This is a genomic window from Leptospira stimsonii, assembly GCF_003545885.1.
GTDB classification, from domain to species: Bacteria; Spirochaetota; Leptospiria; order Leptospirales; family Leptospiraceae; genus Leptospira; species Leptospira stimsonii.
In genome coordinates, this window is the sequence record NZ_QHCT01000013.1 from 1 (window position 1) to 15,264 (window position 15,264).

At 40.9% G+C, this 15,264-nt stretch carries 14 protein-coding genes; 7 read left to right on the forward strand and 7 right to left on the reverse strand.

Annotated elements, in window-relative coordinates; all coding sequences use genetic code 11:
* Nucleotides 1-633: 633 nt before the first annotated feature.
* Nucleotides 634-1,338: a hypothetical protein gene (locus DLM75_RS22695; protein ID WP_241548025.1), complete on the forward strand. Its 705-nt coding sequence runs from the start codon at nt 634-636 to the stop codon at nt 1,336-1,338.
* Between the two features lie 459 nt (nt 1,339-1,797).
* Here the strand turns inward: DLM75_RS22695 and DLM75_RS22700 are convergent, their stop codons facing one another.
* The 3 genes from DLM75_RS22700 to DLM75_RS22710 all read right to left on the reverse strand — a co-directional run bounded on the left by DLM75_RS22700 (nt 1,798) and on the right by DLM75_RS22710 (nt 5,583).
* Nucleotides 1,798-3,690: an AMP-dependent synthetase/ligase gene (locus tag DLM75_RS22700; protein ID WP_118970798.1), complete on the reverse strand. Its 1,893-nt coding sequence runs from the start codon at nt 3,688-3,690 to the stop codon at nt 1,798-1,800.
* Between the two features lie 63 nt (nt 3,691-3,753).
* The gene (locus DLM75_RS22705) at nt 3,754-4,512 is read right to left on the reverse strand and encodes a helix-turn-helix transcriptional regulator (protein ID WP_118970799.1); all 759 of its coding nucleotides are present in this window, start codon (nt 4,510-4,512) and stop codon (nt 3,754-3,756) included.
* 219 nt (nt 4,513-4,731) lie between these two features.
* The gene (locus DLM75_RS22710) at nt 4,732-5,583 is read right to left on the reverse strand and encodes a pirin family protein (protein ID WP_118970800.1); all 852 of its coding nucleotides are present in this window, start codon (nt 5,581-5,583) and stop codon (nt 4,732-4,734) included.
* Between the two features lie 736 nt (nt 5,584-6,319).
* On the opposite strand from DLM75_RS22710, the gene DLM75_RS22715 reads away from it, so the two are divergent.
* From DLM75_RS22715 to DLM75_RS22740, 5 genes are all read left to right on the forward strand, one after another.
* Nucleotides 6,320-6,955 (forward strand): leucine-rich repeat domain-containing protein, encoded by a 636-nt coding sequence (locus tag DLM75_RS22715; RefSeq protein ID WP_147456695.1) that lies wholly within the window; start codon nt 6,320-6,322, stop codon nt 6,953-6,955.
* A 144-nt stretch (nt 6,956-7,099) separates the two neighbouring features.
* Nucleotides 7,100-7,543, forward strand: coding sequence for a DUF6392 family protein (locus tag DLM75_RS22720; protein WP_118970802.1), 444 nt, complete (start codon nt 7,100-7,102; stop codon nt 7,541-7,543).
* Between the two features lie 68 nt (nt 7,544-7,611).
* Complete coding sequence (locus DLM75_RS22725; protein ID WP_241548027.1) at nt 7,612-8,244, forward strand: hypothetical protein; 633 nt, start codon at nt 7,612-7,614, stop codon at nt 8,242-8,244.
* A 1,012-nt stretch (nt 8,245-9,256) separates the two neighbouring features.
* A complete protein-coding gene (locus DLM75_RS22735; protein WP_118970804.1) occupies nt 9,257-10,222 on the forward strand; it encodes an MBL fold metallo-hydrolase in 966 nt (321 codons plus the stop codon).
* 80 nt (nt 10,223-10,302) lie between these two features.
* On the forward strand, nt 10,303-11,292 hold the full coding sequence (locus DLM75_RS22740) for a cytochrome-c peroxidase (protein WP_118970805.1): 990 nt from the start codon (nt 10,303-10,305) through the stop codon (nt 11,290-11,292).
* Between the two features lie 369 nt (nt 11,293-11,661).
* Here DLM75_RS22740 and DLM75_RS25085 read toward each other — a convergent pair whose 3' ends face one another.
* The 4 genes from DLM75_RS25085 to DLM75_RS22765 form a co-directional block, all read right to left on the reverse strand.
* Nucleotides 11,662-11,967, reverse strand: coding sequence for a DUF3703 domain-containing protein (locus DLM75_RS25085; protein WP_118970807.1), 306 nt, complete (start codon nt 11,965-11,967; stop codon nt 11,662-11,664).
* 66 nt (nt 11,968-12,033) lie between these two features.
* On the reverse strand, nt 12,034-12,381 hold the full coding sequence (locus DLM75_RS22755) for a nucleotidyltransferase domain-containing protein (RefSeq protein WP_118970808.1): 348 nt from the start codon (nt 12,379-12,381) through the stop codon (nt 12,034-12,036).
* Complete coding sequence (locus DLM75_RS22760; protein WP_118970809.1) at nt 12,378-12,761, reverse strand: HEPN domain-containing protein; 384 nt, start codon at nt 12,759-12,761, stop codon at nt 12,378-12,380. The genes DLM75_RS22755 and DLM75_RS22760 overlap by 4 nt, the downstream gene beginning before the upstream one ends.
* A 6-nt stretch (nt 12,762-12,767) precedes the next feature.
* Complete coding sequence (locus tag DLM75_RS22765; RefSeq protein ID WP_118970846.1) at nt 12,768-14,048, reverse strand: citrate/2-methylcitrate synthase; 1,281 nt, start codon at nt 14,046-14,048, stop codon at nt 12,768-12,770.
* 116 nt (nt 14,049-14,164) lie between these two features.
* On the opposite strand from DLM75_RS22765, the gene DLM75_RS22770 reads away from it, so the two are divergent.
* Nucleotides 14,165-15,262, forward strand: coding sequence for a helix-turn-helix domain-containing protein (locus tag DLM75_RS22770; RefSeq protein WP_118970810.1), 1,098 nt, complete (start codon nt 14,165-14,167; stop codon nt 15,260-15,262).
* The last annotated feature ends 2 nt before the right edge of the window (nt 15,263-15,264 follow it).

Consider the following 15,264-nt stretch of genomic DNA (forward strand, 5'->3'; position numbering starts at 1 on the left):
AGGAATTCGAGTCTATGGTTTAGAAAGGCTCGTTGGTAAGAAGAAGTTAGGATTATTGCGGAATGTAGGGAAGGGATTTGTAGAAATTCCTTTCTTACATTTCGCACATCGCCAAATCCCCACTCCAACCCGTTTCTTCGAAACGTCCTTGGCGCGGAGATTTCCGCGGCTCCTGTAAGAAAGGAATTTCTACAATATATCCCAACTTCTTCCCATTCTTCTTCTAAACCAAAATCACTGACCGCCAAAGATCGCTTTAGTCAAAAATTCCCTCATTTAAACACCGACTATTATACTCAGATTACTAAGAACCTATTATCTACTCTTTATCCTAAGAATTGTCCTGATTGTAAAATTTCTCTTAGCAAAGAAGTTTCCACGAGGGAGAACGTGATTCGTTGTCCTCAATGTAATTATTTAGAGTCAAGGACTTCTTCTACTCCTTTAGAACACTTAAAGTTACCGTTATGGGTATTCTCATATTTACTGATTGAATCAATTGAACTTTTTCCATTAGGTCTTTCTGCTTCTGCGATTTGTAGAAAGTTATCAGTTTCAAAGAACACTGGAACCTTACTGAAAAGAAGACTTCAGATCTTCTGTAGTGATCTGATTCCTTTGATTAAGGAAGAAATGGTCAAGGATCTAAAGAAGGCTTGGAAAGGTAAGAATCTGCCAGAATCAGGCGATTTGAAAGATTCTATTGAAGGTTTGCCTGTAATCCATACAGATACATTAGCTTTATTCTCTGCTTCACAAAGAGCGAATGGATATCGAAAGAGATTTAAACACAAAGGTCAAACTGCATCTATCTATTTAACGGATTCCGTTGCTGAAGAGAAAGGAAAGTATCAAATCGGAACTTTGGTTCATACTCTTGCGATTAAGGGTGGTCCTGTGATTCTTTCTTCTGTTCCTGATCAAAAGCAGAAAACACTTCAACCACTGTTTGATTTCTTACCAGAGGATGTTCCTTTATTTGCGGATGAAGGGATTCCTTGGATGGAACGATACAACAAGAACTTTAGAAGCATCAATCATTCGAAAAGAGCTAAGGATACGAAGAGAAACGTCTGGGGGCGGAATCGCTGGTCGGAGAATGGAATTCATACTCAAGTAGCTGAAGGGACTCAAAGATCGATTAAATATTCTTTCTTAGCTTCTTACAGTTATATACGACCTGAGAATAGTATTCTTTATCTGAATGAATATTCTGCTTTGAAAGGGATTCGAGTCTATGGTTTAGAAAGGCTCGTTGGAAAGAAGAAGTTAGGATTATTGCGGAATGTAGGGAAGGGATATGTAGAAAAGGATTCTCTCGCTCACCCACGGTTCTAATTGCATTTAAGCCGAATGGTTCCGCGCTAAAGCGAACTATAATCACCGCTAAGATAGTTCTAATTCAAAGTCCCCTCATTTAAATCTAGACGATTAGACGGACATTGCTAAAAATCGAATCACTAGTAGCATACAAAGTCCTATTCTAAATATAAAATTTTTTTCTCTGCTTAATCTCTTTCCAGAAGTCCACCGAAAATGATACAATGGCTCCTTGATGTGAGTTTAGAGATTCTTTTCATTTTGTTGTGGATGCTCATGTGACGTTTCCTTTGGAAGATCGGTTTTCGAACGTAATTGTATATTAGATTTTTTAATAAAAAATCACATTATACATTCATTTAGTTTCACCAGACTTCCTTTCTCTACTTGGTTTGCTTGCCGCGCAAAACTGACTGTATTCTAATTTTATTAAGTTACGATCGTTTGTTCAAAAACGTATCGCCTCAGAGGAAAAATTCATTGATACATTGAATCGATTAATCCTTGGTATTTTTCCGTGATTATATGTCGTTTGATGGACATTTTCGCAGAAAGTTCGTCTCCTACTTCGAAGGCCTTTGGAAGCAAACGAATATCTACAACCTTTTCAAAACTCTTAAATCCACTTTCTGAATTCATCGCTTCTTTAACTTCGCGCATAATTTTTTCCCGCACAATAGGATTAGCCGCGAGTTCTTGATATGTCTCTCCAAAGTCTTGAAACTGATCTAGAACGGGGAGAACTAAGGCTCCTAAAAATCTTTGATCCTGTCCAACGACCATGATCTGATCGATAAAAGGTGATTGTACAAGTTTGTTTTCAATGGGAACAGGTTCGATATTCTCTCCATTGAGTAAAACTACGGTCTCTTTTGTCCTACCCACTATTTGAAGCGTATTGTTATACGTAATCATCCCAAGATCACCGGTATTCAGCCATCCATCGTTACTGAGAACCTTAGCTGTAACTTCAGGACGTTTATAATAACCTTTCATGATTTGTGGGCCGCGTACATGAATTTCCCCTTTCACACCTTTTTTAGGTGGAAATAAAATATTTCCAGTCTCGACATCTTTTAGAAATATTTCCACTTCGGGAAAAAGCGGTCCCACGCTTCCTATTACCAAATGATCAGGTGTACGGAATGCGATCCCTGGAGAGGTTTCGGTTAAACCATATCCTTCGAACAGAGGGATTCCAATGGCATTAAAGAATTCATCAATATGAAGAGGAAGTGCTCCTCCGCCTGAAACTGTACCACGCAGTTTGCCGCCGGTTGCCTGTCGAATTTTCTTAAGAACGATCAGGTCAAGAAATATATAAGGAATAGTGAATGTTATGATTGTTAAAAGAGATTGTCCACCCATCGATAATGATTGTAGAATATTTCTTCCTTTTAAATCCAGACGATCCCCGTGAAAAAAATGCAAAGCACGTTGAACCTTTAGAGCGCAAAAATAGGCGAATCTAAATAGGAGTCTTTTTGTCGCCGATCCGGATTGGATTTTAGACTGAATCCCGTGAAAAATATTTTCCCACAATCGTGGTGCAGATGCCATAAAAGTAGGTTTAACAATTAATAAATCTTCCTTAATATTTCGTACATTCGTGTAATACTGTCCGGCCCCCATCGCAATCGTCCCCATCTGAAATACTCTTTCAAAGCTGTGCCACACGGGTAGAATCGAAAGGAATCGATCGTTAGGACCGATATCTATCGGAATGTTACGCAATTGCGAAATCATATTGGCATGAGTTAGCATGACACCTTTCGGTTCTCCCGTTGTGCCGGAGGTGTAGATGATGGTAAATAGATCATCGGGATTAATCGCCGCGACTCGTTCTTCCACTTTGCGGTCACCGGAGGCTCGCAGTTTTTTTCCTTTCGCAATTAGGTCTTCCATTCGAATGATCTTTTGATCAGTTGAGTTTGCATCTCCATCCATTAGGACGATTTGTGTAACGTTCGGCAGATGATTTAGATTCTTCTGCACCTTTCTCAATACAGATTCATTTTCAACGAATACAATTTTTGCGTCAGAATGAGGGAGAATATAACGAATATCTCCATCTGTTACATCCGTTCCCCGTGGAACATCGGCGGCACCGCTTAACAATATTCCATAGTTTGCAATGATCCATTCCTTTCTATTCTCCGATAAGACGGCCACATGTTCGCGAGCTTTCAATCCCAATTCAGCCATCAACCCCGTTGCGAGCGCTACGCCTGACTCATATACTTCGCGAAACGTTATGGTAACAAATTCTTTGTTTTTATTTCTTGTGCCAAATGCCGCCTTGTCTCCGTATTTCTGCGCCGAATCATAGTACAATTCCGCTAAGTTTTTTGCCGTGACTTTTGAACTCATTTTTCTTTCTCTCCGATATCGAGAGGATATCAAATTTTAGAAAAAGGGTCTTGAACGAAGCGGCTATTTTGAAAAGAAGATCGCGCTGAAAGGCTCGTTCTTTTTCGTAAAGTCGGAGGGACTAATTCCGAAAGATCGCCGGAAAATTCGTGTAAAGTGAGATTGGTCCGCAAAGCCTCCTTCATACGCCGCATCCAGCAAGTGGGGGTGATTCGCCAAATTATCGACAGCCTTCTTTGTTTTTAACCAAAGGCGATAGGCAGAAAAAGGGACACCGGTTTCCTGTCTAAAAAGATGGCGAAAACGTTCGACCGATAGTCGAGCTTCAAAAGCTAAACTGGTAAGAGAGAAATCGTCCAGCTCAGCATTGGAAATGCTTTTTTGAATACGTTCATCCAACTCGCCCTTTCCTCTCTTCGGAAAATCTTTATTTAGAATATCAAGAAGTTGTGTTCTTACTTTCGTATCGGACGAACTTAGAATGGACGCTATCTGTTCCTTTCTTTTGTCGGTGAATATATCACCAACTTCAAATGCAGAGTGATTAGCCGCCAAACTTCTTTCGTAAAAAAGATGATTCCCCGTTGTCAATGGATCTAGAAAAAATAATGTTAATTTACCTTCCACTCGTCGCATTTCGTGGCTTACACCGGATGGAATAAAAACCGAGTTATATGTTTTCCAGTCGCCGTCGCGAGTGCGTAATTGAACACGGCCTTCATCGGGTAAACTAATCTGAATATAAAAATGACTGTGACGTCCCGTTAAAAATCCGTCCCCTCGATATGTAGCAAAATCATTCCATATTAAAAATTGCTTCATAATCCTTGAATATCAAAACCTGGAATATTCGGCGAGCTTAAATGAAGCTCCGAGCGCATCTTTGTTAACGCCGAGAACTTCGTTTCCTAATTGAGATATTAGAGCGATTTCCGAATACAAAGTGGAATCACTTAAAGTTAGAGTTGGATATTCTACTTGTGAATGAGAAGCAAGTCAGCCTTCTTCCTTGGATCCTACTTGTTAGTTTCCGCATATTTCTCAATTGATCCACTCTCCAAATTTGCCCGATCTGTAATCAGCAAAAGCTTGGATGATTTGTTCTTCCGTATTCATCACAAAAGGGCCATGTGCAAAGACCGGTTCTCGAAGCGGTTTACCGGCGATCAAGAGCACTTTCAAATCCTGAATGGCATGCACTTGGATTTCGCTGTCGTATTCAACGGAAGGTTTCATCCAAAGGACTTCTTGTTTTCCGGCGCGAACTTCATCGGCTCCGAAGATCCCATTCCCTTCCAATACATATAAAAATCCATTGTAGTCTGGCTTTAGATCCTGTTTAGCAGTATGGCCGGCCTTTATCGTAATTTCTACCATGGTAACGTTCGCATAATTTTGAGTGTTCGATTTTATATCGCCGGAAGATCCTGAAATGACTCGGTATTGAACTCCATCTTCATTCCGTATGGGCGTATCATGATACAAAATATCCTGATATCGCGGCTCGCTCATTTTTTTATCAGCCGGTAAATTTACCCATAATTGCAGAAGATGAGCGAAGTGACCTTCCGGGGCTTCTTCCAAATGCAACAAACCCTTTCCTGCGCTCATCCATTGTGTATCACCTTTCTGTAATGTTCCTTTGTTTCCTGCGTTGTCCCTATGATCCATTACACCATCAATCATATAAGATACGGTTTCAATACCACGATGGGGATGAAAATCAAAGGCTCCTTTTCGCATGTTATCCTCTGCCATTAAAAGGAACGGATCAAAACGTTCCCATTCTCCGGGCGGTAAAATGATGCCGGCTTTATGTATCGGCGAATCAACGCGAGGTATGAGGTTCCATTTTTCTTCTATTTCTCTTTGTATAACGTTATACGTTTTCATAACCTCAGGTTATCGTTAAAAATGAAATCCGTAAATCTAATTTTAGAGAGAGCAATACCATTGTATAATAATACAAGTGATTCATTTTGGAAATTTTAAAAGAAGAAAACCATTATAAAAGAATCATAAGGCTTCCTTGAATTAATCTCGAAAATTCAAATTGAGGGATCGAATTGAAAATTCCAAAATAACGCTTTTCTTTCTTTGAAAATCGAGTCCTTCCTTGTTTACTTTTGGTGAATTTATTAACCGCATTTTTACCATTTTTTATCTTGTAAGCTGGATACGATTACGATTCTCCCTTTTCTATTGAGCTAAGGAATTGCCTGATGTGTATGAATTCACTTCTCCAAGAAATTGATTTGAAAAATTGGTCTAAAGATTAAAAATATTTGGGGTTTGTTTACAAATATCTTTCCGCGCCCACTTAAACCTTAAATTTCGACTGAAAAAAAATTGCAATACCGGTGGAAAATTTGTTTTTTACCGATTTTGTAAGAATCACAAAGTTTGCGATTGTTCTCTGTAGATAAGGTATAATCGCAAACTTTGCAAATGAAAAGAAATTATGGATTTTAGCTCTAACTTTCCTGACTCGACAATTGCTCATTCTTCGAATTTTGTCTTACTGCCGAATGGAGTGCTAAATATTTACGATAATCTGACCGAGAGGGACTGCAGATCCATTTTAAAGTCAGGTGAACTTAGTAGTATTCAATTTGGGCTACGATTTGAAGTGAGCGATAAAACGTTCGGACTGATCAATCGTAAATTACTGACAATCGCAAATGCTCCTGATTTACGTCTGATATTAAATGGATTCGGTGCAGTCGACAATTTGGATTGTTTAGCCCAATTGCCGAATTTAAAATTTCTACTGGTTGATATGTTCAAAAACGATCAACTCGATAAGATAAATCGATATTTGAAACTGAAATCTCTGAGAATTGCCGGGAACGGCATTTCCATACGTCCGATTGTGGAGCAAACAGAATTGGAAGAGATCTCCCTTGCCGAAAAACTAAAAGATATCGAAGTGATCCGCTCTATGAAAAATTTGAAAAGAGTTTCCTTTACAAAGGTTTCATTAAAGAATCTAGATTTTTTACTACCTCTTAAGAACTTAGAGGAACTTCATTTTATGTTAGGCTCCGCACCGGATTGTAGTCGACTACCTGAAATTGGAAAAATAAAAAAATTGTCTTTTACGTTGGTTCCGAAATTAACTATCGAAAATCTTTTACCGATCAATCGGATGAAATTCTTAAAAGAACTTGAGTTCAGAATGCAACCTCATTTATTTCATTTGGATTGGCTTACAAATAAGAAAATTAAAACGAAAGTTGTAAAATGTAAGAATTTTAAACAATAGTAATGCAGTTTATCGTAAGTGTAGAAATTTTGAGACGCAGTTAAAAAAATAGAATGACAATCGGTTTATTCTAAAATGTTAGATTGCGGAATGATTTGAATTTTCGCAAATTTGATTCTATTGTATTTAAAAGAAGTTTTATTTATGTTTCAGATTGATCCGGAATTATTCATTGGAAAAACGCAAGACAGCAAAGAGGTTGCTAACTTTTTAATTGCTCTCAACGAAAATCCTAATATTGAATCTTTTGCTGAATTTCAAATTTGGGATTTCCCTCGAAACGGAATCTCCTTCTACTTGAATGAAGATCAACAGGTGGTCGTAATATTTTTATTCGGATCGGATGATGAAGAACATTTAGAATTCAAAGGAGTTCTACCTCGAAATATCTCTTTTGAATGTGGAAGCAGAGATGTTGCGGAGAAACTTGGTTTGCCGAGCTTGTGCGGAGCGGGGAGTGCCGATCGTGGAGAATGGGAGCGGTTTGATTTTACCGACGTTTCCATTCATTTCGAATATTTGCTTTCCACAAAAGGTATTAAGGTGATCACATTGATGTCGCCTTCGGTTCTCAGCGGAATCGGGTAAGTTCGGGAACGGACCGATCAACGTTATATAAATGCCGATAGAATATCATTAAACTTTAAGGAAATGGAATGCCGAATTGCGACTGGTATGGAACCGTAGAAGATCATAGAATCATACTCGATTTTTTATTCCAGGAAAAGAATTGTCTGATCTATGAGCTTTATTCAGACTATGAGAAGCCTCTCAAGTTATTTTCTAATACGAATGAAATCATTGAAGAGTTTGAAAGAACCTATCCAAAGAATAAAAAATGGGATACGGTCTATTTGAATATTTATGTCCAAGGAAGTGGTCCGAAGTTTAAACCGACAAAAATACGATTGGATCCCAAAAAATGCCAGGGAGCTACATTTCGATACAGCGCGGATGGTTTAGGGTTGATCCAGTTATATTTAAGTGTAAGTAGAGATGGGAAATTAAAAAATTCTCATACAAACCATAATTCAGCTAAGAGGATTGAGAAATGGAGAAAATTTAATTTTACGAGTATTTTCTCAAAAAAATGGAATTCCGAAATTATCAATACATTTTCAAATAAACTAGTTAGAAAAATTAGATCCATGGCCTACGCAAAAATTGGTTCTCGAATCATAACAGAGAACGCATTCCTCCTATGGGAAAATGGATATTCATTCGATCAGTATAAAAAAGAAACGGATTTGATAGAGATAGTTTCAAAGAAGCCAAAACTCGGTAAATAAATTTTCCTTCTCGATCATTTTGTGAATTGTATTATTTTTGAAAGCCGAGGTTCCTTTCAATTGATTAGCTTTCGATTCTGGTGAGAGTGGTTTGACTCTAGAGTGATTGCTCAGGATCAATTATAGAAACGTAACGCCTATAGAAACAAAGCCGATTTTGAAGACTGTGTATGATACAGACGATAGATCTTTCGTTCTGTGATTCTTCCCGAATTGTAAACCGCTCCGACCTTGAAACACATTTCAAGATTCTAAAAAGAAATCGAACGGAATTATTCTTATTGACACTGTCTATTGAGAATGTTAAGAATTTTTCCCATGGCAGGTGCATATTCATTTCTTAGATTTCGAACGTCACTACATCCCAACTCCGTCCCGTTTTTCCGGAACGTCCAGGTAGCGGCATTTTTTACTGCTTCGGTAAGAAATAAATTTCTAAAGTGTATTCCAGCTTCTTCGCATTCTTCGCATTCTTCGCATTCTTCGCCTAAACCTAAATTATCGAACGGCAAGGATCGTTTTACTCAAAAAAATCATCGCTTAAACGTCGATAAATATACGCAGATCAGTAAGAATCTATTTTCTATTCTCTATCCCAAAAATTCTTCTGATTGGTACTTTTCTTTTAACAAAGAAGTATTCACGAGAGAGTTTGTGACTCTTTGTTCTGAACGGAATTGCTCAGACTCAAAGCCTTCTTCTACTTATTTAGAACATTTGAAATTACCGATATGGGTGTTCTCTTATCTTTTCATTGAATCGATTGAACTCATTTCATTTATTAAGGAAGTTGAATCTTTCGTTTAGGAAGACTCATTGGCAAGAAGAAGTTTGGACTATTGCGGGATTGGAGAGATGGGAAGTGTGGTATAAACTTTGCGGGGTGCTTGCAACTCCCTGCAGAATGTGGACCTGCTCTTGCTACTTGGAGCGAGTCACGAAATTGTTTTAGTCTCTTCCGTGGAACCTCGGTTTGTTTGACAATTTTCAATTCTGAAATCAGGAGAATCTTATGCCACCTTTTGAGAAAGAACCCTTTCCAGGATTGTTTACGATCGACTGCGATTATATTTCCTTTGGTGTCGCTTGTGCGTATCTTGTTGTGGAGGGAAACGAAGCCGCGTTTGTAGAAAACAATACCAATTACGCGGTTCCGATTCTTCTGAAAGAATTGGAGAATGTCGGTCGAAAGCCAGAGGACGTAAAGTATATCATCGTTACTCACGTTCATCTTGATCACGCCGGTGGAACGGGTCTTCTTGCGAAACATTGTCCGAACGCGACTATTCTCGCGCATCCGAAAGCCGCGAAACATCTGATTTCGCCCGAGAGACTCATTCAGAGCTCGATCCAAGTTTACGGAGAAGAAAATTTCAAAAAACTCTACGGTGAAATCGTTCCTGTGCCGGCGGAACGAGTGAAAAGCCCCGAAGACGGAGAAGAGATTCGATGGGGAAAAAGAAGATTCAAATTTTATTATACAAGAGGTCACGCAAATCATCACTTTTGCATCTATGATTCTCTGAGTAACGGAATTTTTACCGGAGATTCTTTCGGCCTCGGTTATAGGGAATTTGCGGTCGGTAAAAATCCGATCCTCTATCCTTCCACGACTCCGACGGATTTCGATTCCGAAGAGGCGATGAATACGGTGGACACGATTCTTGCGACGGGTGCGGATAAAGCCTATCTCACCCATTTCGGAGTTTGGAAGGATCTTCCTTCCGGTGCGAGGCAGATGAAACAAGGTCTTCACGCGATGCAGAACATTCTTTCCTCCGGGGAAAGATCCGGTCTCGAAGGAGAGCCGCTTCTGGAATTCTGCACGGGAAGAATTCGCTCTTATTTAGAAAGGGAAATTTCCACTCAGGGAATTGCCTTGGGGGAAAGGGAAGAAATGCTCCTAGGGTTTGATTCTAAGATCAATGCCCAGGGTTTGGTCTTTCAAATTGAGAGGAAAAAGCGAAAGCAGGTTTGAAAAAGAATTGTTTTTTAGAATGATTCTAAATAGAATCTACTTTTAGAATCATTCTAAAATAAATGGAGAGAGGAACTGGTATGAAAAAATCTACGTTAGGGGCTTTATTTTTAGTGCTCCTCGGGGCCGTTTTGGTATCCTGTGGGCCGTCTGAAAAGACGAAGAAGTTGATCGATGATTCCAAGAAGATCTTTGGAACGATTCCGGAAAAAATCCCGGGCGGAGAAGGGGATTCTCCCGAACTCGTCCAACTCGGGGAAAAGTTATACTTTGAAAAAAGACTCTCCGCGAACGATACGCAGGCTTGTAATTCCTGTCACAACGTCGCCGGTAAGGGCGCAGGTGTGGACAATCTTCCCACTTCTCCAGGAGCGTTTGGGAAGAATGGGGACAGAAATTCTCCAACCGTGTTGAATGCCGGTTTTCATATCGCTCAATTTTGGGACGGGAGAGCGAAGGATTTGAAAGAGCAGGCGAAAGGTCCGATCTTGAACCCAGTGGAAATGGCGATGCCTTCCGCCGCTGAGGTCGAAAAGAAAATCGGTGCGATCGCGGAATACCAAGATCTTTTTGCGAAAGCCTATCCTAAGGAAGAGAAAAAAATCACCTATGAAAATCTTGCAGGCGCGATTGCCGCTTTCGAGAGAACCCTAATTACGAAAGACCGCTTTGACGATTTCCAGAGAGGAGATCACAAAGCACTTTCCTCCGAAGAGCAAGAAGGTCTGGAAACGTTTTTGGCGACGGGTTGTACCGCCTGTCACGTAGGTCCTCTTTTGGGAGGGAATTCTTTCCGGAAACTGGGACAGGTAAATCCGTATGAAAATACTTCGGACAAAGGACGTGCTACTCTGACGAAGAACCCGGCCGATGCTTTTGTTTTTAAAGTTCCTTCCCTGAGAAATATCGCCATCACCGGCCCCTATTTCCACGACGGGAAAGTCGCAACCTTGGAAGAAGCGGTGAAAAAAATGGCTCATCTTCAACTCGGAAAAGACCTTTCGGATTCCGATACAAAGTCGATTGTAACTTTCTTGAAGGCGTTGACCGATAAGAACCGGTCTAATTAACTGGACTTACAGAATTGAAACCTATTCAGCCGGCGGTTGCTAACGCGATTGGCCGGTCTTTTTTTGCCCTCAGGATTTTGCCGTTTTTCGGGCAGATTTGCGGGAACTCCTGCGTTTTTAGTATTACGGAATCGCTTTCTTCGAAGGCGGACAATTCCTGGAAAAGTGTGAGTTCCTACTTTTTTGTAGGTTTCACCGAAGAATTTTGTTTTCCCAAAGAATGCGGGAACTCCCGCGTTTTTGGTATCACGAAGTCGCTTTCTTCGAAGGCGGACTTTTCCAGGGAAAGTGTGAGTTCCTACTTTTTTGTAGGTTTCACCGAAGAATTTTGTTTTCCCAAAGAATGCGGGAACTCCCGCGTTTTTAGTATTACGAAATCGCTTTCTTCGAAGGCGGACATTTCCTGGAAAAGTGTGAGTTCCTACTTTTTGTAGGTTTCACTGAAGAATTTTGTTTTCCCAAAGAATGCGGGAACTCCCGCGTTTTCAACAGGCCCCGCAAATCTTCCAGAAGAGGCAGGTCGCGAGGAATCAGAACATTCACGCCACCTGAATTTCCGACAGAGACCCGATCGAAAAGAGACCTAAATCCTCCGACCGCAAAACGTAAGAGTTGTCCGAAGAATTCTTTTCTTTTTCCGGTTCGAACCTCAAAAAGTGGCATTCGAAAGTTCATCTTGTTGCTCAGGCAGATTCTTTCCGTTTCCGACTGACGGGAGAATAATCGTATGAAAGAAGTATATTACAAAATTGGAATCATCTCTGCGAAGACCGTTTTCCAAAAACCGGGATATTGACTTTGTTCTCGGATCTTCTCCCATTCTTTTTCCGTATAAACGAATAAGTTCCATTCGACCGGAATTCGCAGAAGCTCCGGAAAGAGTTCTTGTCTTTTTAAAAAGGGAAGATCCGTTTTCGTAATCACGATCAAATCGACATCGCTATAAGCGTGCGCGGAATTTCTTGCGACGCTTCCGAATAGAAACGTCTTGATTACTTTTTCACGAAGGGCAGATTGAATATTTTGGATCAATTCTTCTCGACTCATTCCGCCGAGAGGGTTTCTCTTTGGAAAAACGATCACGCTCATTTGAGTTTTTCTTTTACGATGCGAATCAATGTTTCCGCAAATACGACGGCTTCTTTCGCCTGCGATTCTTCAAAGTATTCGAACGGCGCTCCGTCCGTAAACGCATCGGGGTAACGAGTGGGAATATAATACAAATCTAATTTTTGTCCGATGGATTCAATTTCACCGTTTTCGTTCAGCTCTTTTGCGATCGTCTTTACGGAATGTGATTTTACGAGATCGGCTCCGCGAAAATAAGCAAGAGCCTTGAGAGCTTTTTCTCCCACTTGCTGGCAGACAAAACACGTCTGCGCAAAGAAACCCGATTGCAAAGAAGCTTCCGCCCATTCCAAATCTCTTTCGGCTTGGGCGAGCCAGTCTTTCCACCTCGGGTTTTGCATCGTCGTTTATCTTTCAGAAAGAGGAACGTATTTTCTTCCCATCTCTCCTGTATAGATTTGTTTCGGACGAGCTTTGCTGTAGTTTCCGGAAACACGCTGTTCTCTCCAGTGGGCTAACCATCCTGGGAGTTTTCCGATTACCTGCATCGCAGTGAAGAGTTCTTTCGGAATTCCTATCGAGTTGAAAATTACGGCGCTGTAAAATTCAAGATTCGGATACAGGTTTTGATTGATATAATATTCATCATTTTGCATGTATTCGTCGATCTTGAGAGCTACTTCTGCGATCGGATTGAGCGGATATTTTTTATAGAATTCGTGAAAGAGTTTTCCGGCGATGATCGCTCTTCTGCTCTTTGCGGCGTAAGCTTTGTGTCCGAAGCCGTTTGAAAAAAGTCGTTCCGAATCTCCTTTGAACTTCTCGAAGTATTCCGCGACCGTCTTTCTGGATTTGATGATGTCTTCGATCAAGCCGACCGCCGCGACTTGACGTCCGCCTTCTCTGGAACCCCAGAGCGCGTTGATCGCGGAAGAGATCGAAGCGAAAAGATTCGCCTGAGTCGAACCGATCACTTGAACGGTCGTATTGGAAACGTTCTGTTCGTGATCCGCATAAAGAATCCAAAGTTGATTGAGAATCCGATCCACGTCTTCGCTTGGAACGTGATCCTTGGAAGGAATCGAAAACAACATATAAAGAAAGTTCGTACAATAAGGATGTTTGTCCAAAGGATAAACGAAAGGTTGCCCCACGATCTTTTTGTAACTGAAAGCCGCGATCGTTCTTATCTTTGCGAGAAGTCTTGCGGAATGATCGATCCCTTTGTCCAGGGATTCTTCGTATTCTTCCGGATAATAACTGGAAAGAGAAGTAACCATCACGGAAAGAACCGCGAGAGGATGCCCTTTACCGGGAAAACCGTCGAAAAGATTGATCATGTCTTCGTGAATCAAAGAGTGTTTCGAAAGTTTTAAGGAGAAGTCCTTGAGTTGTTGCTCGGTGGGAAGTTTTCCATAAATCAAAAGATAACTGGTTTCCACAAACGTGGAATGTTGAACGAGGTCGGCGACGTCGTAGCCTCTGTAATGAAGATCGCCCGAGTCCGGATCTCTTCTGGAAATGCGGCTCACCGCATAGGCGGTATTAAAAAAACCGGGATCGTAAGAAATGAGTCCGGTTTTTTGATGGAGTTCACGAATATCGATTCCTTTTTTTCCATCCGTTCCGGCGATCAATGGCAACTGGTAGGATTTCTCCCCAACTTTGATTTCAATGAATTCACTCATACCGATAGGGAACCTCAGAGAATGGTACGCGTCAATTCTTCTAATTTCGCGTACGTTGATTTTTCCCGTTTCTTCTGGACAAAACTTCGGGGTCGGCTTTCCTTCTCGCATTTCCTATGCACCCGAATTTCACTCCGGATATATTCTGGCTTGGTCTCCAATTCTTGATCCAACTCGGTCCGGGCTATTGTATTCTCCTTTTTTTCACCGAACTCGCCAAACACAAACGCGGAGAAGAATTCAGCGGAATGTTCTTTTTGGCGTTTCTCATGGCCTCCGTCGAATCTCGGATCGGCTTGGTTTCGATTCCGGGAACGGGCGCGTATCCGTTACTCTGGATCTTCTTTTTTTCCTCCCTTCTCGCGATGGGCCCCGTACTTCTTCTCGTCTTGGGAAGAATGCTCGAATTCGCTCTGGAAAAAAAGATCCCTTTAAAGAGACATTTTTTTCCGGCTTATCTCGCCGTTCTTTGTGAGTTGATCTTTTTTCTTTATCCGATGGATTCGAAACCGGAACTCATCCAGGACGCATTGATTCATCGAGGCAAAAGCCCGATTTCTCTACTGATCGGAATCGGATATCTTCACCTAACGGTCTATTGTTTCTATTCGGTATATCTTTTTTGGAAATCCTTTCGAGAGATCGACTTTCATCTTTCCCGCCTCGCGTCTTGGATTCTTCTCATCACGATCGTTTCGGTACAACTTTCAGGAATCGGATTCTATTTGGATTTTCCAAATCTTTTCATCTTCGCTTCGATCTTGATGACTTTTGGAAACGGACTTGTCTTCGTGTTTACCGCGCGTTATCCGAACTTCTTTAATTCTCTTAAATTGGAATTACAACAAAAAAGATACGAGAAAACGCAATTAGGCGGACTCAACTTGGAAGCGATTCGCGCCCGTTTGACCGAACTCATGGAAGTGGAAAAAATTTATCGTGAGGAAGAATTGCGGATGCAGGATCTCGCCGAAAAACTTCTGATCACTCCGCATCAACTTTCCCGGATTCTCAACGAAACGTATGAGAAAAATTTTAATGAGTTCGTCAACGGATTCCGAGTACAAGAGGCGAAGAAAATTCTTCTGGAAGAACCGGAAAAGACGATTCTCTCGATCGGATTCGAAGTCGGTTTTAATACGAAGTCCACGTTCAACGCTCAATTCTTAAAAATCTCGGGAATGACGCCGGCGGAGTGGAGAAAAAAAATCTAAAA